Origin of the sequence: Burkholderia sp. Ap-955, from assembly GCF_011753045.1 — a bacterium.
In the GTDB taxonomy this organism is placed as follows: Bacteria; Pseudomonadota; Gammaproteobacteria; order Burkholderiales; family Burkholderiaceae; genus Burkholderia; species Burkholderia lata_D.
Map to the genome: position 1 here is coordinate 18,545 of NZ_VWWH01000041.1, position 20,719 is coordinate 39,263.

At 67.7% G+C, this 20,719-nt stretch carries 18 protein-coding genes; 9 read left to right on the forward strand and 9 right to left on the reverse strand.

All coding sequences use genetic code 11. The features are described from left to right. The first annotated feature begins 121 nt into the window (after positions 1-121). Together F3J15_RS21315 and F3J15_RS21320 are read left to right on the forward strand one after the other, a co-directional pair. Positions 122-1,528 carry an APC family permease gene (locus F3J15_RS21315; protein ID WP_166893855.1) on the forward strand — a complete coding sequence of 469 codons (1,407 nt, stop codon included), beginning with the start codon at positions 122-124 and terminating at the stop codon, positions 1,526-1,528. Positions 1,529-1,592: 64 nt separating this feature from the next. After that, positions 1,593-2,702 (forward strand): P1 family peptidase, encoded by a 1,110-nt coding sequence (locus F3J15_RS21320; RefSeq protein WP_166893857.1) that lies wholly within the window; start codon positions 1,593-1,595, stop codon positions 2,700-2,702. A gap of 147 nt (positions 2,703-2,849) precedes the next feature. On the opposite strand, the gene F3J15_RS21325 is transcribed toward F3J15_RS21320, so the two are convergent. Both F3J15_RS21325 and F3J15_RS21330 read right to left on the reverse strand, forming a co-directional pair. Then, positions 2,850-3,062 (reverse strand): hypothetical protein, encoded by a 213-nt coding sequence (locus tag F3J15_RS21325; RefSeq protein WP_069251508.1) that lies wholly within the window; start codon positions 3,060-3,062, stop codon positions 2,850-2,852. Between the two features lie 137 nt (positions 3,063-3,199). After that, positions 3,200-5,383 (reverse strand): FUSC family protein, encoded by a 2,184-nt coding sequence (locus F3J15_RS21330; RefSeq protein WP_166893859.1) that lies wholly within the window; start codon positions 5,381-5,383, stop codon positions 3,200-3,202. A gap of 199 nt (positions 5,384-5,582) precedes the next feature. On the opposite strand from F3J15_RS21330, the gene F3J15_RS21335 reads away from it, so the two are divergent. Further along, on the forward strand, positions 5,583-6,530 hold the full coding sequence (locus F3J15_RS21335; RefSeq protein ID WP_069251510.1) for a LysR family transcriptional regulator: 948 nt from the start codon (positions 5,583-5,585) through the stop codon (positions 6,528-6,530). A 124-nt stretch (positions 6,531-6,654) separates the two neighbouring features. On the opposite strand, the gene F3J15_RS21340 is transcribed toward F3J15_RS21335, so the two are convergent. Continuing rightward, positions 6,655-6,957, reverse strand: a complete 303-nt coding sequence (locus F3J15_RS21340; RefSeq protein ID WP_166893861.1) for a DUF4148 domain-containing protein — start codon at positions 6,955-6,957, stop codon at positions 6,655-6,657. 216 nt (positions 6,958-7,173) lie between these two features. After that, positions 7,174-8,316 (reverse strand): porin, encoded by a 1,143-nt coding sequence (locus F3J15_RS21345; protein WP_166893862.1) that lies wholly within the window; start codon positions 8,314-8,316, stop codon positions 7,174-7,176. A gap of 498 nt (positions 8,317-8,814) precedes the next feature. On the opposite strand from F3J15_RS21345, the gene F3J15_RS21350 reads away from it, so the two are divergent. Beyond that, on the forward strand, positions 8,815-10,149 hold the full coding sequence (locus F3J15_RS21350; RefSeq protein WP_166893863.1) for a chloride channel protein: 1,335 nt from the start codon (positions 8,815-8,817) through the stop codon (positions 10,147-10,149). A gap of 208 nt (positions 10,150-10,357) precedes the next feature. Then, entirely contained in the window at positions 10,358-11,680 is a 1,323-nt protein-coding gene (locus tag F3J15_RS21355; RefSeq protein ID WP_166893865.1) for a TIGR00366 family protein, read from the forward strand. Between the two features lie 65 nt (positions 11,681-11,745). Here F3J15_RS21355 and F3J15_RS21360 read toward each other — a convergent pair whose 3' ends face one another. The 5 genes from F3J15_RS21360 to F3J15_RS21380 form a co-directional block, all read right to left on the reverse strand. Continuing rightward, positions 11,746-13,071 carry an MFS transporter gene (locus F3J15_RS21360; protein WP_166893866.1) on the reverse strand — a complete coding sequence of 442 codons (1,326 nt, stop codon included), beginning with the start codon at positions 13,069-13,071 and terminating at the stop codon, positions 11,746-11,748. Positions 13,072-13,293: 222 nt separating this feature from the next. Next, entirely contained in the window at positions 13,294-14,226 is a 933-nt protein-coding gene (locus F3J15_RS21365) for a 3-keto-5-aminohexanoate cleavage protein (RefSeq protein ID WP_089447595.1), read from the reverse strand. Positions 14,227-14,261: 35 nt separating this feature from the next. Next, entirely contained in the window at positions 14,262-15,068 is an 807-nt protein-coding gene (locus F3J15_RS21370) for an SDR family oxidoreductase (RefSeq protein WP_166893868.1), read from the reverse strand. 72 nt (positions 15,069-15,140) lie between these two features. Beyond that, a complete protein-coding gene (locus F3J15_RS21375; RefSeq protein WP_089485849.1) occupies positions 15,141-15,851 on the reverse strand; it encodes a GntR family transcriptional regulator in 711 nt (236 codons plus the stop codon). Positions 15,852-16,119: 268 nt separating this feature from the next. Beyond that, complete coding sequence (locus F3J15_RS21380) at positions 16,120-16,911, reverse strand: IclR family transcriptional regulator (RefSeq protein WP_069251518.1); 792 nt, start codon at positions 16,909-16,911, stop codon at positions 16,120-16,122. Between the two features lie 161 nt (positions 16,912-17,072). On the opposite strand from F3J15_RS21380, the gene F3J15_RS21385 reads away from it, so the two are divergent. The 4 genes from F3J15_RS21385 to F3J15_RS21400 all read left to right on the forward strand — a co-directional run bounded on the left by F3J15_RS21385 (position 17,073) and on the right by F3J15_RS21400 (position 20,653). Next, positions 17,073-17,849: an ABC transporter substrate-binding protein gene (locus F3J15_RS21385; protein WP_166893870.1), complete on the forward strand. Its 777-nt coding sequence runs from the start codon at positions 17,073-17,075 to the stop codon at positions 17,847-17,849. A gap of 88 nt (positions 17,850-17,937) precedes the next feature. Further along, a complete protein-coding gene (locus tag F3J15_RS21390; RefSeq protein WP_046547751.1) occupies positions 17,938-18,594 on the forward strand; it encodes an amino acid ABC transporter permease in 657 nt (218 codons plus the stop codon). Next, entirely contained in the window at positions 18,591-19,346 is a 756-nt protein-coding gene (locus tag F3J15_RS21395) for an amino acid ABC transporter ATP-binding protein (protein ID WP_166893872.1), read from the forward strand. The genes F3J15_RS21390 and F3J15_RS21395 overlap by 4 nt, the downstream gene beginning before the upstream one ends. Beyond that, on the forward strand, positions 19,343-20,653 hold the full coding sequence (locus F3J15_RS21400; RefSeq protein ID WP_166893874.1) for an FAD-binding oxidoreductase: 1,311 nt from the start codon (positions 19,343-19,345) through the stop codon (positions 20,651-20,653). The genes F3J15_RS21395 and F3J15_RS21400 overlap by 4 nt, the downstream gene beginning before the upstream one ends. The last annotated feature ends 66 nt before the right edge of the window (positions 20,654-20,719 follow it).

The following is a 20,719-nucleotide window of genomic DNA, read 5'->3' on the forward strand; positions in this document are numbered from 1 at the left end:
ACACGAAGGGGGAATAGCGGTCCTGAAATTGGCTTCCTAGACTGCCACGCAATCAATCGGGCCCGAGTATGGGCGTTCAAAAAAAAGTGGCAAAGGATTGGCCCAAGCACAGGAGAACGAAATGGCGATGATGTCGGAATCGACGGGCACGCTGCAAGCGGCGCCTGCAACGGAAGACGCGCCGCGCGCGCTGTCGCAGACGCTCAGCGTGCGCGATGCGGTGATGATCACCGTATCGGGCGTGACGCCCGCGAGCTCGATTTTCGTGATCGCGCCGTTCGCGATCCAGCAGGCCGGCAGCGGCGCCGTGCTGTCGTTCCTGCTCGGCGGCGTGCTCGCGCTGGCGTTCGCGCTCTGCTATGCGGAGCTCAGCGCCGCGCACCGCAGCGCGGGCGGCGAGTACGTGATGGCCAAGCGCGTGTTCGGCACGCTGCCCGGCTACCTGACCTTCATCACGGTGCTGTCCGTCAGCGTGTTCATCCCCGCCGTGCTCGCGAGCGGCGCCGCGCCCTACCTGAACAACGCGCTCGGCACGCATTTCAGCAACCAGTCGGTCGCGCTGACGATCGTGCTGCTCAGCTACCTGCTCGGCATGCTGAACATCAAGACGAACGCGTGGATCACGGGCGCGTTTCTCGTCGTCGAGATCGGCGTGCTGATGCTGATCGCGGGCCTCGGCTTCGGTTCGCCGCATCGCGGCGCCGATGCGCTGATCGCGCCGGTCGTCGCGAGCGGCAACGCGCTCGTGCCGGCGACGCTGGCCGCGATCGTCCCGGCGATCGGCACGGCGATCTTCTGCTACAACGGCTTCGGCTCGGCCGCGTATCTCGCGGAAGACCTGCGCGGGGGCAACCGCAATGTCGCGAAGGCGGTGATCTACTCGCTGCTCGTGATCCTCGTCGTCGAACTGATTCCGCTCACCGCGATCGTGCTCGGTGCGCCGTCGCTGGCCGAGCTGACGAAGAGCGCCGATCCGATCGGCTATGTCGTGCGCTCGCTGAGCAACCCGGCCGTGTCGCGCGTGGTCAGCGGCGGGATCTTCCTGTCGGTGTTCAATGCGATCATCGCGATCGTGATCACGATGGGACGGCTGCTGTACAGCAGCGGCCGGCACGCGCTCTGGTCGCGCACCTGCAACCGCGCCTTCTCGACGATCCATCCGCGCTTCGAATCGCCGTGGCTCGCCACCATCGCACTCGCGGTGCCGTCGGCCGGGCTCGTGTTCGTGTCGAGCCTCGACGACCTGACCGCGTTCACGGTCGACCTGCTGCTGCTGATCTATCTGGTCGTCGGGCTGGCCGCGCTCGCGAGCCGCTTCGTGCGCCGTGACGTCGAGCATCATTACCGGATGCCGTTGTGGCCCGTGACGCCGCTCGTCGCGGTAGCCGGCGCCGCGTATACGCTCTACACCACGCTCGCGACGGCCACGAAACCGACCGACCTGATCATCATCGCGGGGCTGCTGGTCGCCGCGCTCGTGATGTATGCAGTCTGGGCGCGCCACAGTGAAGCTTTCCGCACGCTCTGAGCGCGGGATCGAAAGCTTGCCGTACTGAAACACCGAACCATCGAAAGACTGGAGGAATTGCATCATGCGCACGAGGGATCTCGGCATCCGCATCGGACTCGGCTCGCCGGGCCGCTTCAACGCGATCACGGACGTTCCGGGCGTGCGGGTCGGACATTGCACGCTGAACGTCGAGAACGGCGACGCGTCGATCCGCACCGGCGTCACCGTCATCGAGCCGCGCGCGGGCGCCGCGCACGATTCGCCGTGCTTCGCGGGCGTGCACGTGCTGAACGGCAACGGCGACGCGACGGGGCTCGAATGGATCCGCGAGGCCGGCCTGCTGACCACGCCGATCGCCTATACGAACACGCACAGCGTCGGCGCGGTGCGCGATGCGCTCGTCGCGAACGAGCGCGAAGCGGCGGCCGGCCGCGTGTACTGGTGCATGCCGGTCGTGATGGAAACCTACGACGGGCTGCTGAACGACATCTGGGGGCAGCACGTGAGCGCCGCGCATGTGCAGCGCGCGCTGGCTGCCGCGCAGTCGGGGCCGGTTGCCGAAGGCGGCGTGGGCGGCGGCACGGGGATGATCTGCCACGAGTTCAAGGGTGGCATCGGCACCGCGTCGCGCGTGCTCGCGGCCGATGCGGGCGGCTGGACCGTCGGCGCGCTCGTGCAGGCGAACTACGGTGTGCGCGAAATGCTGCGCGTGGCCGGCTATCCGGTCGGCGAAGTGCTGCGCCACGTGCCTTCGCCATTCCGTGCGCCGGACGCGCAAGGCGAGGCCGGGATGGGCTCGATCGTCGTGACGATCGCGACCGACGCGCCGCTGCTGCCGCACCAGTGCACGCGTCTTGCACAGCGCGCGAGCGTCGGGCTGGCGCGCGTCGGCGGCGGCACGGAGGATTCGAGCGGCGACATCTTCCTGGCGTTCGCAACGGGCAACGACGGCCTGCCGGCGGCGAACTACGGCAGCAAGGGGATGCCGACCACCGACGTGAAGATGGTCAACAACGACCATATTTCCGCGCTGTTCGTCGCGGCGGCGGAAGCTGTGGAGGAAGCGATCGTGAATGCGCTCGTCGCGGGTGGCGACGTCGAGTCGCGCGGGGCGCGGGTCGAAGGGCTGGGGCAGGCGCGCTTGCTGGATGCGTTGCGCGAGGTGGGCTGGCGGCCGGGGCGCGGCGCCTGAAACGGCCTGCGCCGCTTCAATCGAAGCGGCGTGGGGTGGCGCGGCGATACGGCGATCGGCCGGGCCGCGATCGGCCGGGCCGCCGCTCGCCCGCGCAAGCGATGCTGCGGGCGGTGCGGGCCTGGCCGTGACGACGCGGCGTCATGCTCAGCTGCCGAAGTAGATGTTGCAGAAGCTGACGGGGCCGACACACGCGTTCGGATCTTCCTGCTTCGATTGCGAACGATCGACACGGCCTGCGGCCTTCACGGCTTCAGCGCGGTTCGCCGGTTGCTGTGCGACGTCTGCCGGTGCCGGCTGTGCGTGAGCAACAGCAGCGGTGAGCGACAGGGCAACGAGGGCGAGGTGCAGCGGCTTCATTTTGGTTTCTCCTGGGTGAGTGCCAGTCTCGCTGGCAGTGAGGAAACTATAGGCTCGCACTGCTTAAAGATTAATCACCGCGGCTGTAGAGCTTATTTCCATCCGGAACAAGGATCCCGTTGCGCGCGCACCGATCGTCAATGGCGATGCCGGTTGAACGGCGCGTCCTTGTCCAGCAGCGCGCTGCGCATGAAGTGCAGGCAGCCGACGATCCGCTGCATCCGGTGCCGCTCGTTGGGCACTGCATACCACGCCTGCAGCGTGTGCTGCGCCGCGCGGATCGCCAGGTTCACCGATTTCAGCGTGCGCGCGTGATGGCCAGGCGTCGGATCGTCGAAGAAGCGCGGCAGTTCGCGCAGCACCGCGTCGATCGAGCCGGTCCAGCGCAGCGTTTGCGGCGGCTTCGATGCGCAGAACGCGTTCAGCTCGTCGCGCAGGTCGATCACCGCGTGGCCGACCTCGAGCGTCGACAGCATCCAGCGCATCGCATCGCGATGCTGTCGCGTGCGCCGCACGAGCAGCGTGCGCAGTTGCGCCATCAGGTCGTGCGTGCTCGACTGGAAGCGCTGCGCGAGGCGCTCCGTCGATCCTTCGCACGCCAGCGTGACCTGGCGGCGCAGGTCGTGCGCGATGCGGCCCGTGAGCCACGGCATGTGGGTGGGGAACACGACCGCGAACACGAGCGAGCACGCGAGCATCGCGATGACGATCGCCAGACCGTTGTTGATCAGCACCTCGGGCGTATACGCGATCACGTTGTCGGGCCCCGCGAGCAGGCAGAAGAACACCGCGAAGCCGATCCCGTAGCCGGACAGTCCCGGCCGCATCGCGAGAAACGCGCCGAGGCCGAGCACCGGCGCGAGCGCGGCGCACAGCAGCGGGAAGCCGTCGATGTTCGGATACACGTAGCACAGGAACACGTAGCCGACGGCGGTCGCGAACGCCGCGCCGACGCTCATCTGCGCGACGAATTTCGGCGCGCGCGGCGACGTCGAGCTGAGCGCGCACGCGATCGCGGTGGCGATCACGGCGAGCGGGCCGCTCGGCCATTCGGACGCAAGCCAGAACGCGCTCATCGCGCCGACGGCGACGATCGTGCGCAGGAACGCGAACCCGACGAAGAACGAATTGGTCTTCACCGCGTAGTGCGTGACCGAGCGCTCGAATGCGTGATCGTCCTGGTCGAGCGACGCATAGGTGTCGGCGTAGCCGAGATATTCGGCGATGAAGCGGTACAGCAGCTCGATCGCGGTATCGAAGTCGAGCAGGCCGCCGGCCGCGTGCGCCTCGATATCTCGCCGCGAGGCCCGCGCGGCTTTCGGCAATGCGCTGTGGAAGCGGCGCAGTTCGAGCAATGCGCCGGTGGCCGGCGCGATGCCGCGCTGCCGTTCGTCGCGCAGTGCGGCGAAGCGCTGCGCGAGCGCGTCGACGTGCGGCGCCAGCGCATCGAGCACCGCGTCCGAGCCATTGGCGCGCAATCGCTTGACGAGCTGGTGCAGCGCATGCAGTCGCGTGCACGCATTCATGAACTCGCTGTTCAGCCGCGCGAGGCGGCGGCTGCGCGCGCGAATGTGCGGATCCTCGAACGAAGCGAACGCGCGGTTGGCCTCGAAGCCGACGATGTCGTCGACGAAATCGGCGAAGCGTCGTTCGAAATCGCCGCGAGCGACGTCGCCCGCGAGCGCGCCGGCCGTGAACGCCGCGAACGTCGCATGGCGGGTGCCGAGCGAACGCATCAGTGCCTTCGCGGAGCTGAGCGGCAGGATCAGCGCGCTGACCGCACCCGAGCACGCGATGCCGAGCGCGACTTCCGCGGCGCGGGTGAGCGCGGACTGGAACAGCGTCTGCGGGGTCATCACGGACGGCAGCCCGATCAGCGCGGCCGTGTAACCGGCGAGCACGAAGCCGTACCAGCGGAAGTGGCGGTTGCGCACCGCGAGCGCGATGCAGGTGCCGATCCACAGCGTGATGCCGGCCATGTACAGCTCGGGCTGCTGCGCGAACAGCCCGCCGAGCGCGAGCGCGGCGACGAGGCCGGCCGCCGTGCCGAGCACGCGGTAGAAGCTCTTCGCGAACACCATCCCCGACAGCGGCTGCATCAGCACGAACACGGTCGTCATCGCCGTGCGCGGCTGCGACATCTCCAGGCGCATCGCGATGCCCATCGCGAGGAGCGCCGCGAACACGGTTTTCGCGAGGTGCAGCCAGATCAGCCCGTCGCTCGCGGCCCAGTCGCGCGCCGCGTCGCCGAGTGGATCGAGCCAGGTTCTCCATCGTGCCGGTTCGATGGAAGGACGCTCGATCGCAGGTTGTGGCTTCATGAAAAGAGGGGGCCGGTACGGGGCCGGCGAGGTGCGCGGCGCATCCGAACGGGTCCGTTCGACTGTTGAGGCGCCGATTGTAGGAGTGCGGCACCCGCGCATTAACGTAGCTGCGGGGAAACGATAGTTGCAGCCGGAGTAACAATCTGTCGCATCCCGTGGAGGAAAATAGCGGCTCCGCTACAGGTTGCTCACAGGAATGGATACCCTACAAAACATGCGGGTGTTTTCGCGCGTCGTCGAGACGGGCAGTTTCACCGCCGCCGCGCAATCGCTGAATTCGACGACGGGCGCGATGTCGCGCGCGGTGTCGGAGCTCGAGGCGCGCCTGCGCACCCGTCTGATGAATCGTTCGACGCGCCGTCTCGCGCTCACGTCGGCCGGCGAAAGCTATCTGCGGCGCTGCCGGCAGATCCTCGCCGACGTCGACCGCGCGGAAGAAGAGGCGAGCTGCGCGCACGAACGGCCGGCCGGCGTGCTGCGCATGCACAGCTTCGCAAGCGTCGGTCATCACTATGTGTTGCCCGCGCTGACGCGCTATCACGCGCAGTTTCCCGACGTGTCGATCGAACTGTCGCTGTCGCAGCGCATGCCCGACCTGTTCGACGGCACGAGCGACATGGCCGTCGTGACCGCGTCGTCGCTGCCTGATTCGGAACTCGTGTCGCACCTGCTCGGCTCGACCTTCAGCATCCTGTGCGCGTCGCCCGACTATGTGAAACGCCACGGCGCGCCGGTACGCCCGCAGGACCTCTCCGCGCACGCGTGCCTGACGCTGTGCACGCCGGCGTTCCCGACGCACGAATGGGTGCTCGAAGGGCCGGAAGGCGTCGAGCAGATCCACGTCGCGGGGCCGGTGCAGACCAATACGGCCGAATCGCTGGCCCTTGCCATCCGCGACGGCATCGGGATCGGCATGCTGCCGCTGTACTCGGCGATCGACGCGTTGCGCGACGGCACGCTCGTCCGCGTGCTGCCCGCGCATATCCTGCAGAAGATGAACGTGTACGCGCTGTATCCGTCGCGCCGCTTCGTCGATGCGAAGGTGCGGACCTGGGTCGAGATGCTGCGTGCCCAGGTGCCGGGGATGATCGCGCGCGACGTCGAGATGCTGAACGCGATCGATCGCGAACCGCAGGCCGCCTGAGCGGCGGGCGCGCACCGGCGCATTGCCACGCCGCCGGTGTCTTCTTTTCAAGCCAATCAAGCGAACGCAACCGCGCCGCGCCTGCATGACATGGTTCACGCGGGCGCGGCGCTTCGTCATGCCGTTACCGCGCGGGCTTGGCGGCCGCGCCCGATTCCGTCGTCGGTTCGCCGGCGCGGCCGTAGGCGGCCTGCGCTGCCTTCTGTTCCGCGAGACGCTTTTCGTGGAGTCGTTCCTGCGCCGCCATGATGTCGTCCGGATAGTTGTTGACTTCGCCGCGCGCCGGGTTGTAGCCGACCGACTCGAGATCGATCAGCTCCTGCAGCACTTGCGCGCGCGTGACGGGCGACTTGGCCGACTGGGCGAAAGACAGGGCCGGTGCAGCGAGCAGGACGGCAGCGGCGGCGGTAACGACGAGCGATTTCACGAGGTTCTCCTGGGGGCGGGGTGGGCGGCCGGTTCGACGCGCGATGCGTGACCCCGACCTTTGCTGGCAGTCTACGCAGCGCCCGCGCGCGTAAAAACCCCGATTCCAGGCAGGCTGCCTTCCAGATGGCACAACATTGATGGAGGCCGCCCGCGGCCGGCGAACCCGCGTGCGAACGCAGGTTCGTGGCCATCGGGCGACGCGGCATCGCGCCGGTCAGAAGCGCGTGCGCATGCCGATCGTGCCGACGATCTGGTTCGCCGTGCTCGATGCGCCGCCCGAGCCGTTGATGAACGCCTGGTAGCCGCGGCCCGCTGCGTGCTGGTACATCGCTTCCGCATAGACGTCCGTGCGGCGCGACAGCTTGTAGACGGCCTGCAGGTCGACCTGGTGCCACTTCGGATCGGTGCCGTGCTTGCTGTCGGGGTTCGACACGCTGGCGTCCGTGTACACGTAGGCCGCGCCGAGGCTGACGGCCGGCGTCACCGCATAGCGCACGTTCACGTCGTAGTTGTTGAACGCGATCTGGCCGGTCGAGCCGAACGACCCCGTGTTGTCGTATTGCGAACGCGTATAGACGAAGCCGACGGTGGCCGGGCCGAACCCGTAGCTGATGCCGCCGCCGTACGAACGCATGCGGTCCGAGCCGATCGACCAGCCGCCCTGGTTCAGGCTCTTCGCTTCGGCCGCATCGGTCGCGCCGGGGCTCGCGCTCGTCGAGCCCTTCGTGCCGTTCATCTGCAGGTACGCGCCGGCCAGCTTCAACGGGCCGTTCGTGTAGCTCGCCGCGACGCTATACGCGCGGTTCGCGCCGAAGTTGGTCGCGTTCGAGAACGCATACATCGCGCCGACCTTGAAGCCCGCATAGGTCTCGCTCGTGTACTTGACCGCGTTGTTGATGCGCAGCGAGTGGTTCAGGTTGTCGTTGTCGAACGGATGCGCGAAGCTCGCGTCGCCGAAATCGCCGGCCGTGGCCGACAGCGGCGCGACGAAGTCGACCATCGTGTCGTACTGGCGGCCGAGCGTCAGCGTGCCGTAGCCGTTCTGGCTCAGGCCGACGTACGCGTGGCGGCCGAACAGCTTGCCGTCCTGCCCGAGCCCGCCGTTGTTCACGTTGAAGCCGTTCTCGAGCACGAACAGCGCCTTCAGGCCGCCGCCGAGATCCTCGGTGCCGCGAAACCCGACGCGGCTGCCGTTGACGGTGCCGCTGTTCAGGCGCCACAGCGACGCGCCGTTGGCGTTGTTGGTGTAGACGATGCCGGCGTCGATCAGGCCGTACAGCGTGACCGAACTCTGTGCGTGAGCGAGCGGGGCGAACAGTGCGGCGATGCATGCGCCGGCGATGAGGGTTTTTTTCAAGTCAGGGCTCCTGCGTGTGGGACTGGGAACGAAAGTTCGGCGCAAGTATAGGAACGCATCGCGCGCGCAAGGCCGCCGGGGCCGCGAGCGCACCTTTCCGGATCCGACAAGAGTCCTTCACAAAACTGACACGATGTGCCGCGCGCGCCTGATGCCGGTGGTTTCTGCGCGATCGCGCGCGGGTGGCATCCGCTCGTCCGTGACCGGTTGTCGCGTCGCTGCAACACGCGCGGGGCGCGGCGCGGCGGTTGGTCGGCGTGACCGGCGCGCGGAGAATGGGGCGCCCACGCCGACGACGGGCGTCACACGCGTATCCGGATTGACGCGGATTTGTCGCAGGCGATGGGCCATCCCGTGCCGTCCGACGCCATACATTCATGAAATGCATGAGTCGATTCGAAAAAGACGTTTGTCTCATGATGGGCGCCGGCCTACGATGCGGTCCTGACGGCGGCGTGCATGTTGCACGCCGTCTTGTCGATTCCATTCGCCGATCCCATGCGCCCCGATCTCCCGTCCGTCCCCGCATCCTCTCCGCCGGCCGCCAGCCCGTTCGCGCGCATGGCCGTCGTCACGATCCTGACCGGCGTCGGCGCGGGCCTCGGCGGCATGCTGCTCGCGCTGCTGCTGCATGCGATCCAGCACGTCGCGTACGGCTACAGCGTCGCGCACGTGATCGGCACCGAGAGCTTCCTCACCGGCGTGTCCGGCGCCGATCCGCTGCGCCGCGTCGCGGTACTGGTCGTCTGCGGGATCGTCGCCGGCGGCGGCTGGTGGGCGTTGTACCGGTATGGCCGGCCGCTCGTCAGCATCCGCCGCGCGGTGCGTGCAGCCGATCCGCGGATGCCGGTCGTCAGCACGACGGTTCATGCGCTGTTGCAGATCGTCACCGTCGCGCTCGGCTCGCCGCTCGGCCGCGAAGTCGCGCCGCGCGAGATCGGTTCGCTGCTTGCCGGGCGGCTTGCGCATGCGGCGGGGCTCACGCCCGACGACTGCCGGCTGATGGTCGCGTGCGGTGCCGGCGCGGGCCTCGCGGCCGTCTACAACGTGCCGCTCGGCGGCGCGATCTTCGTGCTCGAAGTGCTGCTCGGCACGTTCGAACTGCGTGCGCTGGTCGTGGCGGTCGCGACGTCGGCGATCGCCGCGGCCGTTGCGTGGATCGGCCTCGGCAACGAACACCAGTACACGGTGCCGCCGTTCGTGCTGAGCACGCCGCTGGTGGCGTGGTCGATCGTCTGCGGTCCGCTGTTCGGCTTCGCCGCGTACGGCTTCGTGCGGCTCACCACGCGTGCCCGGGCGAACGCGCCGAAAGACGGGCGGTTGCCCGTGCTCGCGCTGGTCAACTTCGCGATGATCGGCGTGCTCGCGATGTGGTTTCCGCCATTGCTCGGCAATGGCAAGGGCCCGGCGTCGCTGGGCTTCGACGGCACGCTGACGATCGGTCTTGCCGCGGCGCTGCTCGTGATGAAGGTGCTGATCGAGGCCGGCAGCCTGCGGGCGGGGGCGGAAGGCGGCCTGCTGACGCCGGGCCTCGCGAACGGCGCGCTGCTCGGCGTCGTGCTCGGCGGGCTGTGGAGCCTCGTGTGGCCGGGCGCGGAGATCGGCGGGTGCGCACTGATCGGCGCAACCGCGTTTCTCGCCGCGTCGATGCAGATGCCGATCACGGCGGTCGTGCTGCTGCTCGAATTCACGCGCGCGGATCACGACAGCCTCGTGCCGATGCTGCTTGCGGTGGCCGGCTCGCTGGTCGCGTACCGGTGCGCGCAGCGGCTGGCGGAGCGGCGGGTGAATCCGGTTGCAACCGTGAGCACGCCTGCGACTGCCGTTCGCTGACGCACACGCATCGGTCCTTTCCACCGGCGGTGCCGATTGCACCGCCGGTCGTCGTTTTCCTCCCTGTTTGCCCATCCGCGCCAGCATGCGATCGCAGCAGCGTGCTCCAAAGCGCGTGCGCCGGTTCTGTGCAAGAATCCGCGCGTTTCCGCGCCTCCACCAACAACGACACGCGCGGACGTCCCTATCAGGAAACGAGGAGCTCAAGTTGATACAGCGCATTTCCCGCTTTTTCACGCAGGTGGTCCACCGCGTGTTGCCCGACCCGTTGATTTTCGCGATCCTGCTGACGATCGTCACATTCGCGCTCGCGTTCGGCCTCACACCGAACACGCCCGTGCAGCTCACGACGATGTGGGGTTCCGGTTTCTGGAACCTGCTCGCGTTCTCGATGCAGATGGTGATGATCCTCGTCACCGGTCACGCACTCGCGAGTTCGCCGCCCGTGAAGCGCATGCTCGTGGCGCTCGCAAGCATCGCGCGCACGCCGGGGCAGGGCGTGATGCTCGTCGCGTTCGTCGGCGCGCTCGCGTGCGCGATCAACTGGGGCTTCGGCCTCGTGCTCGGCGCGATGCTCGCACGCGAAGTGGCGCGCCGTGTCGCCGGCAGCGATTACCGGCTGCTCGTTGCGTCCGCCTACATGGGCTTCCTGAGCTGGCACGGCGGCTTGTCGGGCTCGGTCCCGCTCGTCGCGGCCACGAAGGGCAATCCGATGGAGAAGACCATCGGGCTGATTCCCGTGTCGGAGACGATCTTCACCGGCTACAACGCGTTCATCACGATCGGCCTGATCGTGATGCTGCCGTTCCTCGCGCGCATGATGATGCCGAAGCCGGGTGACGTCGTCAGCGTCGATCCGGCGCTGCTGGCCGAACCGCCGAGCGTCGAGCGCCAACTCGGGCCCGACGCGACGTTCGCGGAACGGCTGGAGGAAAGCCGCCTGCTGTCGGTCCTCGTCGCGGCGCTGTGTGCGGCGTTCCTCGTGCTGAAGTTCGTGCAGAAGGGCTTCGCGCTCGACATCGACACCGTGAACCTCGCGTTCCTCGCGGCCGGCATCCTGCTGCACCGTACGCCGATGGCCTATGCGCGCGCGGTGGCCGGCGCGGCACGCGGCGCATCGGGGATCATGATCCAGTTTCCCTTTTACGCGGGCATCCAGGCGCTGATGGATCATTCGGGGCTCGCGGGTGTGATCACGAAGTGGTTCGTCGATATCGCGAACGTGCACACGTTCCCGCTGCTCGCGTTCCTGAGCTCGGCCGTGATCAATTTCGCGGTGCCGTCCGGCGGCGGCCACTGGGTCGTGCAGGGCCCGTTCGTGATGCCGGCCGCTCAGGCGCTCGGCGCCGATCTCGGCAAGGCCGCGATGGCGATCGCGTACGGCGAGGCCTGGACCAACATGGCGCAGCCGTTCTGGGCGCTGCCCGCGCTGGCGATCGCCGGGCTCGGCGTGCGCGACATCATGGGGTATTGCGTGACGACGCTGCTGTTCTCGGGCGTCGTGTTCGTCGCGGGGATGTATCTGTTCTGACGGGGCGACGCGAGAGACGGGCGACGTACACGTCCGCCTCTCGCGATCCCGAATCCGGCCTGCCGTCAGCCGTGCGACCGCGCCGGCCGCTCGTGTCCGTGCCGCAACGCGAGGCTGGCGAACGCCGCGATGACGAGCGCGGCCGCCAGCAGCGTCAACCCGTTCTTCGCATTGCCGGTTGCCTGTTCGATCGCACCGACGACGGTCGGTCCGACGAAGCCGCCGAGCAACCCGCACGTATTCACCAGTCCGAGTCCGCCGGCCAGCGCGCTGCCCGCGAGCCGCGACGCCGGAAACGTGAACACGATCGACTGCACGACGAAGAACATCGACGCGGCCACGCACACGCAGAGCAGCCCCGCCAATGGCGACGCATGCGCGGCGCCGACCATCCCGGCCGCCATCACGACCAGCCCCGCACACAGCATCCGGCGCGAATGCCGCGACTCGCGCGCAAAGCGCGGCAGCGTGGCGGCGCCGCACGCGGCGGCGAGCCAGGGCAGCGCGGTCAACAACCCGACCGCGAACGGCGAGAAGCGTCCCGATGCGCCGATGATGCCCGGCAGGAAGAAGATCACCGTGTAGATGGTCAACTGGTGGCAGAAGTACACGAAGATCGCGAGCCAGATCTGCGGATCGCGCAGTGCGGCGCCGAACGCGTGGCCGCCGTGCGCCGCGACGCCCGCGTCCTGTTCGGCGGCCAGCTTGCGCTCGAGCGCGCGGCCGGTTTCCGGGGCGAGCCACGGCGCGGCGCTCGGACGATCCGGCAGCCGTGTCCACACGACGAACGCGAGCAGGATCGCCGGAATGCCTTCGACGACGAACAGCCATTGCCAGCCGTGGAAGCCGAGCGTGCCGTCGAGTTCGATCAGCGCACCGGCCAGCGGCCCGCCGACGATATTCGCAATGCACACGCCCAGCAGGAAATAGCCGGTCGCACGTGCACGCTCCTCGCGGCCGAACCAGTACGTCAGGTACAGCATCACGCCGGGAAACAGGCCGGCTTCGGCAGCCCCGAGCAGCAGGCGCATCACGTAGAACGACGTCTCGCCGCTGACGAATGCCATGGCGACCGACAGTGCACCCCACGTGATCATGATCCGCGTGATCCAGAAGCGCGCGCCGACGCGATGCATGATCAGGTTGCTCGGAATTTCGAAGAACGCATAGGTCAGGAAGAACAGCCCCGCGCCGAGTCCGTACGCGGCCGATGAAATGCCGAGATCGACCCCCATCGAATGTTTGGCGAACGCGATGTTGGTGCGGTCGAGGAAGCTGATCACATACGCGGTGATCAGCAGCGGCAGGAGTTTGCGGAACAGCAGCCGGTTCAGCGACGCGCTCGCGTCGCCGGCGGCGGAAGACAGGGCCTGGGCGTGATGAGTGGACATGCGGACGACTCCGGTAAGGGCGAACCGGCGCGCACGGCAAGCACGGTGCGCCGCGTTCGGCAGATGCCGCTGCGATGCATGCAGCGGATGGGCAGACGACGGAGCCGCGCCGGCAGCGCTCGAACGGAGCGGGGCGATGATGGGCGTCCTGGCGCCGGCCGGCTCGGGCCGGCGCCTTGTCACTGCGCTTGCGGATTCTGGTGTTGGGGGGCTACCCGGCGATCAGAAATTCACCGCGTCGCCGCCCTTGAGTGCGAGCATCGTGCGCGCCTCGGCCGGTGTCGCGATCTCGAGCGACAGGCCTTCAAGCACCTGTCGCATCTTCAGGACCTGCGCGGCGCTCGATTCCGCGAGCTTGCCCGGCGCGATCCACAGCGAATCCTCGAGCCCGACGCGCACGTTCGCGCCTTGCGCGGCGCCGATCGTCGCGAGCGGAATCTGGTTGCGCCCGGCGCCGAGGATCGACCACACGTAATCGCTGCCGAACAGGCGGTCGGCCGTGCGGCGCATGTGCATCAGGTCCTCCGGATGCGCGCCGATCCCGCCGAGCAGGCCGAACACGCTTTGCACGAAGAACGGCGGCTTCGCGAGCCCGCGGTCGACGAAGTGCGCGAGGTTGTACAGATGCGAGATGTCGTAGCACTCGAATTCGAACCGCGTGCCGTTCGCGCCGCAGCGCGTGAGGATCGTTTCGATATCGGCGAACGTGTTCTTGAACACGAGGTCGCGGCTCTTCTCGAGATGTTCGCGTTCCCACGGATGCTTCAGCTCGCGAAAGCGCTCGAGCATCGGGTACAGCCCGAAGTTCATCGAGCCCATGTTCAGCGATGCGACTTCGGGCTGGAAATGCAGTGCGGGCTGGAGTCGTTCGTCGACGGTCATGTGCGGGCTGCCGCCCGACGTGAGGTTGATCACCGCGTCGGTTTGCGCCTTGATGCGCGGCAGGAATTCGGCGAACACGGCCGGATCCTGGGTCGGCTTGCCGTCGGACGGATTGCGTGCGTGGAGGTGCAGGATCGCTGCGCCGGCCTCGGCGGCCGCGACGGCGGCCGTTTCGATCTCGTGCGGCGTGACAGGCAGGTACGGCGACATCGACGGCGTATGGATCGCGCCGGTCGGCGCACAGGTGATGATGACTTTGCGAGCGTTTGCCACGGATGGATTCCTTTCGGTGAACGATGCAGGGTGCGTCAGAGCACTTCGACGTTGCCGCAGACGGAGATCGCTTGGCCCGTGATGCCGTGCCCGCCCGGCGAGCACAGGAACAGCGCGGTTGCGGCGATCTCGGCCGGATCGGTCATGCGCCGCAGCGAGATCTTCTCGAGATAGCGCGTCTCCATTTCGTCGTAACCGATGCCGAGCTGCTGCGCGCGTGCCTGGATCACGCGGCGCATCCGCGGGCCGCGCACGATGCCGGGCTGAATGGCGTTCACGCGAATGCCGAGCGGGCCGAGTTCGATCGCGAGGCTCTTCACGAGCCCGACCACCGCCCATTTGGTGGCCGCATACGGCGTGCGGAACGCATAGCCGAGCCGGCCGGCGACCGACGACAGTGCAATGATCGCGCCGCCGTGTTTCGACTCGCGCAGCAGTGGCACCGCGCGGCGCGCGAACTGGAATTGCGCGGTCAGGTTGATCGCGACGGTTTGTTCCCACTGCACCGGGTCGATTTCGTCGATGCCGCCGGTCGGACCGGCGATGCCGGCATTGTTGACGAGCACGTCGAGGCCGCCGAGCGTGGCCGATAGGTCGGCGAACACGCGATCGACGGCGGCCGGATCGGATACGTCGGCCAGCGTCGCACTGATCGCGCCGGCTCCGGCGCGCGGCGGCCGGTCGGCGAGCGCTGCAATCGCGGCTTGCGACGCGTCGCATACATGCACGTGTGCGCCGCATTCGGCGAATGCGTCCGCGATTTCAAGACCGATGCCCGATGCGCCGCCCGTCACGAGGACGCGCAGGCCGTCATAGGGTTTCAGCAGGTCGGAAGCTGTCATGCCGGGTTGTCTCCATCGTTGATGTAGTCGGATCGCAGACGCTCGCGACCGGGCGCCCACGGCAGGCGGCCGCTACGGCTTCGCGTTCACGGTCCGCGGGGTCTGTTCCGCCCGAAGCGTCTCGGCGAGATCGTGTGCCGCGCCGCCGATGTCGAGCGCGATGCCAGCGCGCACGCCTGCGCCGTCGCGCCGTTCGAGTGCATCGACGATGGCGCGGTGCGCATCCATCGAGCGCCGCATGTGCGGGATGTCGAGCGCGACCATGTTGAGGAAGGGGCCGACGCGCATCCACAGGTTCTCGACGATCGCGAGCGTGCTTTCGCTTGCGCCGTGCGCGTAGATTGCGCTGTGGAACGCGAAATTGCTTTGCAGGTAAGCGCGCGAGCGGCCTGCCTCGACGTGCGCCTGCATCGTCTCGCAGGTCTTGCGCACGGCCGCGATCTGCGCGCCGCTCATTCGTCCGCACGCGCGTTCGGCGATGCAGCCTTCGAGTGCGATACGCACGTCGCGCAACTCGTCGAGCATGTCGAGCGTCATCGGCGGCACGACGAGCGCGCGATTCGGGCCGTCGACCAGCGCGCGCTCGGCGTGCAGGCGGGTGAGTGCGGCGCGCACGGGCATCGTCGACGAGCCGACCGCCTCGGCGACGCTGCGCAGGCTCAATGCCTGGCCGGGCGCGAAACGGCCGCTCATCAGCGCTTCGCGCAGTTGCTGGTAGACCTTGTCGGCCATCGTTTCCTGTTCAACGGCTTTCAGTGCGGGCGTGACGATACGAGGCGCCAAGACGGGGTTCTCCGAGGTTTGATATGTGATGTGTGATCACACTTGCAATGTGCGAAGTGTTGACGATCGAAGGCATCGAGTCAAGTCGAACGGGATCGGGGAAAACGCGGAGGAGGGTGGTTGAAGCGGCTGTCAGGCCGACACCGCGACCGGCCCGGCTACCGCGAACGAGCAGGCGCCCGGCGCGGGCAAGGATATTGGCAGCGGCACCCGCGCGTCGTGCAACCTGACCTGCTGCGACGGCGCGGCGCCTGCCATGTGGCGCGTGCTACTCGAGCGTCCGGATCGAATTGCTGATGCCGCGGGCGCAGTCGATCACGGCCGGCGCGAGCTTGCGGCGCGCGTCGTCGAACGTCCAGCGGCTCGTCGGCGCCACCACGTGCACGGCGGCCACCGGCTGCCCCTGGCTACCGAGCACGGGCGCGGCAATCGACATGTCGCCGATGAACAGCTCCTCCTGGTTGGTGGCATAGCCTTCGCGCCGCGCGCTGTCGAGCAGTGCGACGAGTTCGTCGAGCGCCGTGACCGTGCGCGGCGTATGTGGCGTGCGCGCCATGCCGTCGAGCCGCGCGCGTGCGTCGCCGGGCGGCAACGCGCTCAGGAACGCGCGGCCGCTGCCGGTGCAGTACATCGGGATGCGGCTGCCGATCGGCATGTGGATCGGCACGAACTTCGTGGACACGAAACGCGCGACGTACACCATTTCGTCCTCGTCCGGCTCGGTGAGGTTGGTGGTTTCGCCGGTCAGGTTCGTGAGTTCGGACAGGAACGGATTCGCCACGTCGATCAGCGTATCGGCCGCGAGATAGTTGAAGCCGATCCGCATCACGTGCGGCGTGAGCTGGTAGCGCCGCGTAACCGGATGCTTGCGGATGTAACCGAGCTTCTCGAGCGTGTAGACCATCCGCTGCGCCGAGCTTTTCGTCATTCCGGCCGCGTCCGCCACTTCCGCCAGCGTCATCGTGCGCCGCTTCGCGCTGAACGCGCGCAACACGTTCAGCCCTTTCTCCAGCGACTGGTTGAACAGCAGGTCGGTTGACTGATCGGGCGACGTTTCCATGGGCAAGGGACCGAATCGATTCGATATCTCATCATATAGTATCGAATATCGATACTCAAAAATCTTTTTACGATATTTTTGATTCGTTTTAAGATCAACTCATCGTCGCAGTGTCGATCCGCGACCGGCCGGCGCACCGAAGTATTCGAGAAGGAGACACCATGGTTTCGTTCATCAAGCGGTTCGGCGCACTGGCCGCCGGTTTCGCCACCTGCATCGCGCTCGCGACGGCATCGGCCGGCGCCGTCGCGGCCGAGCTCACGCTGAAGGTCGGCGCGACGGCCACCGGCGTGCCGTTCACGTTTCTCGACGTCAAGAGCAATTCGATCCAGGGGATGATGGTCGATGCGATCACCGCGGCCGGGAAGTCGGCCGGGTTTCGCGTCGACGTGCAGCAGACCGTGTTCTCGGCGCTGATCCCGTCGCTCACCACGCAGAAGATCGACATCATCTCGGCCGCGATGCTGAAAACGCCGGCGCGCCAGCAGGTCGTCGATTTCTCCGACACCGTCTACTCATTCGGTGAAGGCCTGATCGTGAAGGCCGACGACCCGGGCCGCTATACGTCGATGGACGACTTCAAGGGGCAGGTGGTCGGCGCGCAGGTCGGTACGGCGTTCGTCGACGCGCTCAACAAGAAGGGCATCTTCAAGGAAGTCCGGACCTACGATTCGATCGCCGACATCATGCGCGATGTCGCGCTCGGCCGCATCAAGGCCGGCTTCGCCGATCAGCCGATCGTCGCGTATCAGATCGAACACGGCGTCAACCGCCAGGTCCGGCTCGTGCCCGAATACCAGAGCGTCGTGAAGGGGCAGGTCTGCTTCATCGTACGCAAGGGCGACACGGCGACGCTCGAACAGCTCAACGGCGCGATCCGGAAAATGAAGGGCGACGGCACGCTGCAGCAGATCCTGCAGAAGTGGCACATGAGCTGAGCGCGCGCCCGGGATTCCCGAGCGGTATCGCCCGCGCATCGCGGGCACCCACTGCGACGTGCCGCCGGGCCGTCGCATAGGAGACCTCATGTTTTTTCAGAACGCGATCGATTTCCTGCCGATCCTGCTGAAGGGGGCGGTGGTCACGATCGAGATCACGGCATGCGCGTTCGTGCTCAGCTCGGTGCTCGGGCTGATCCTCGCGTTGCTGAAGGTGTCGCCCAACCGTGCCGTGTCGACGGTTGGGAGCACGGTCGTCAACGTGATTCGCGGCCTGCCGATCATCGTGCAGCTGTTCTACATGTACTTCGTGTTGCCCGATCTCGGCATCCAGCTGTCGGCATTCCAGGCCGGCGTGCTCGGTCTCGGCATCGCGTATTCGGCATACCAGGCGGAAAACTTCCGCGCCGGCATCGAGGCGATCGACCGTGGCCAGATCGAAGCCGCGCACGCGATCGGCATGCGCGGGCCGATGATCATGCGGCGCGTGGTGCTGCCGCAGGCGTTCCGCATCGCGCTGCCGCCTTACGGCAACACGCTGGTGATGCTGCTGAAGGATTCATCGGTCGCGTCGACGATCACGGTCGCGGAGATCACGCGCGCCGGCCAGCTGATCGCGTCGTCGACGTTCCAGAACATGAGCGTCTATACGCTCGTCGCGTTGCTGTATCTCGCGCTCGGCCTGCCGTTGATGTTCGGCGTGAACCGGCTCGGCAAGCGACTCTCGCTGAGGAGAAGCGCATGATCCGGATCGATGCGATACACAAGCGCTTTCAGCAACACGCCGTGCTGAAGGGCGTCAGCCTCGACGTGCGGCAAGGTGAGGTCGTGTGCCTGATCGGCCCGTCCGGCTCGGGCAAATCGACCGTGCTGCGCTGTATCAACGGCTTCGAGACTTACGACGAAGGGTCGATCACGATCGACGGCATGAAGGTCGATGCGCATTCGAAACGAATCCACGAGCTGCGGATGCGCGTCGGGATGGTGTTCCAGCGCTTCAACCTGTTCTCGCATCGCACGGCGCTCGAGAACGTGATGGAAGGGCCCGTCCACGTGCGGCGCACGCCGGCCGCGCAAGCGCGCGAGCAGGCCCGCGCGCTGCTCGACAAGGTCGGGCTCGCGCACCGGATGAATGCGTATCCGTCCGAGCTGTCGGGCGGGCAGCAGCAGCGCGTCGCGATCGCACGCGCGCTCGCGATGGAGCCGCAGGCGATCCTGTTCGACGAACCGACGTCGGCGCTCGACCCCGAACTCGTCGGCGAAGTGCTCGGCGTGATGCGCGGGCTCGCGCGCGACGGCATGACCATGGTCGTCGTCACGCACGAAATGGCATTCGCGCGCGAGGTGGCCGATCGCGTGTGTTTCCTGCACGACGGCACCATCTGCGAAAGCGGATCCGCACGCGACGTGCTCACGCAGCCGAAACATCCCCGCACGCAGGAATTCCTGCGTCGACTGCTGGCGTCGGACGACGCCGTCAACCCGGATCGAACATGAGTGCAAGGAACGCGGCACCCGGATGGCCCGACTCCCAGTGGCCGGATTCGCTGTGGGCGGCGACCGCCGCGCCGGCGCCCGAAACGCCCGCGCTCGACGCATCCGTGTCGTGCGACGTGGCGATCGTCGGTGCCGGTTTTACCGGCCTGTCGACCGCGCTTCACCTGGCCGAACGCGGCGTGAACGTGCGCGTGATCGACGGCGCGCAGCCGGGCTGGGGCGCGTCCGGCCGCAACGGCGGGCAAGTGATCCCCGGCCTGAAATACGACCCCGACGAATTGATCCGCCGGTTCGGCGACGAAGCCGGCGAGCAGCTTGCCGCCGTCGTCGGCGGTGCGGCCGACACGGTATTCGACCTGATAGCGCGGCACGCGATCGACTGCGATGCGCGACGCCACGGCTGGATCCAGCCGGCGCCGACTGCCGCGATGCTCGACACGGTCGCCCGGCGTGCGCAGCAGTGGGCCGCGCGCGGCGCACCGGTCGAACTGCTCGGTCGCGACGAGGTCGCGCGCCGGCTCGGCACGCATGCGTACGCGGGCGGCTGGATCGATCGCCGCGCGGGCAGCGTGCAGCCGCTCAGCTATACGCGCGGCCTCGTGCGCGCGGCGCAGGCGAGCGGGGCGGTCGTGCACGGGCTGACGCGCGCCGTCGGGCTGACGCGTGCCGACGGCCGCTGGCAGGTCGCGACGGCCGGCGGCGCGACGGTATCGGCGGACCGCGTCGTGATCGCGACCAACGGGTACACGGACGGGCTGTGGCCCGGCTTGCGCCAGTCGGTGATCGCCGCGAACAGCTTCATCGTCGCGACGCAACCGCTCGCGCCGGAACTCGGTCGCGACATCCTCGCCGGCGGCGAGGTCGCATCGGATGCACGGCGCCTGCTGCTGTACTTCCGGCGAGATGCTGCGGGACGCCTGCTGATGGGCGGCCGCGGCCCGTTCGCGGAACCGCGTGCGACGAGCGACTGGCGCCATCTCGAACGCGCGACGACGCTGCTGTATCCGCAACTGAAGGGTGTCCGGTTCGAGTACCGCTGGGCCGGGCGCGTCGCGATCACCGCGGATTTCATGCCGCACGTGCACGAGCCCGCGCCGGGCGTGACGATCGCGCTCGGCTACAACGGGCGCGGCATCGCGATGGCGACGACGCTCGGCAAGCATCTGGCCGCGCACCTGTCGGGCGATGCGCAACTGCCGCTGCCGTTCCGGCGCACGCCGATCCGGCCCATTCCGTTTCACGGGCTGCAGCGCTTCTATATCGCGGCCGGCGTGGCCTGGTATCGGTTGCTCGACAGCCTGTCGTGACGCAGGCGAGACGCCGAGTCGCCATCCGCCGGCGGATCAGGCAGAATCGGCTCCCCCAGTTGCTAT

What these genes read in the sequence shown, in the direction of transcription:
- F3J15_RS21395 (WP_166893872.1), top strand. Translation starts at nt 18,591, where the DNA reads ATGATCCGGATCGATGCGATACACAAGCGCTTTCAGCAACACGCCGTG.
- F3J15_RS21325 (WP_069251508.1), bottom strand. Translation starts at nt 3,062, where the DNA reads ATGAAGCCGCTGCACCTCGCCCTCGTTGCCCTGTCGCTCACCGCTGCT.
- F3J15_RS21330 (WP_166893859.1), bottom strand. Translation starts at nt 5,383, where the DNA reads ATGAAGCCACAACCTGCGATCGAGCGTCCTTCCATCGAACCGGCACGA.
- F3J15_RS21350 (WP_166893863.1), top strand. Translation starts at nt 8,815, where the DNA reads ATGCGCCCCGATCTCCCGTCCGTCCCCGCATCCTCTCCGCCGGCCGCC.
- F3J15_RS21315 (WP_166893855.1), top strand. Translation starts at nt 122, where the DNA reads ATGGCGATGATGTCGGAATCGACGGGCACGCTGCAAGCGGCGCCTGCA.
- F3J15_RS21385 (WP_166893870.1), top strand. Translation starts at nt 17,073, where the DNA reads ATGGTTTCGTTCATCAAGCGGTTCGGCGCACTGGCCGCCGGTTTCGCC.
- F3J15_RS21370 (WP_166893868.1), bottom strand. Translation starts at nt 15,068, where the DNA reads ATGACAGCTTCCGACCTGCTGAAACCCTATGACGGCCTGCGCGTCCTC.
- F3J15_RS21360 (WP_166893866.1), bottom strand. Translation starts at nt 13,071, where the DNA reads ATGTCCACTCATCACGCCCAGGCCCTGTCTTCCGCCGCCGGCGACGCG.
- F3J15_RS21380 (WP_069251518.1), bottom strand. Translation starts at nt 16,911, where the DNA reads ATGGAAACGTCGCCCGATCAGTCAACCGACCTGCTGTTCAACCAGTCG.
- F3J15_RS21400 (WP_166893874.1), top strand. Translation starts at nt 19,343, where the DNA reads ATGAGTGCAAGGAACGCGGCACCCGGATGGCCCGACTCCCAGTGGCCG.
- F3J15_RS21335 (WP_069251510.1), top strand. Translation starts at nt 5,583, where the DNA reads ATGGATACCCTACAAAACATGCGGGTGTTTTCGCGCGTCGTCGAGACG.
- F3J15_RS21320 (WP_166893857.1), top strand. Translation starts at nt 1,593, where the DNA reads ATGCGCACGAGGGATCTCGGCATCCGCATCGGACTCGGCTCGCCGGGC.
- F3J15_RS21390 (WP_046547751.1), top strand. Translation starts at nt 17,938, where the DNA reads ATGTTTTTTCAGAACGCGATCGATTTCCTGCCGATCCTGCTGAAGGGG.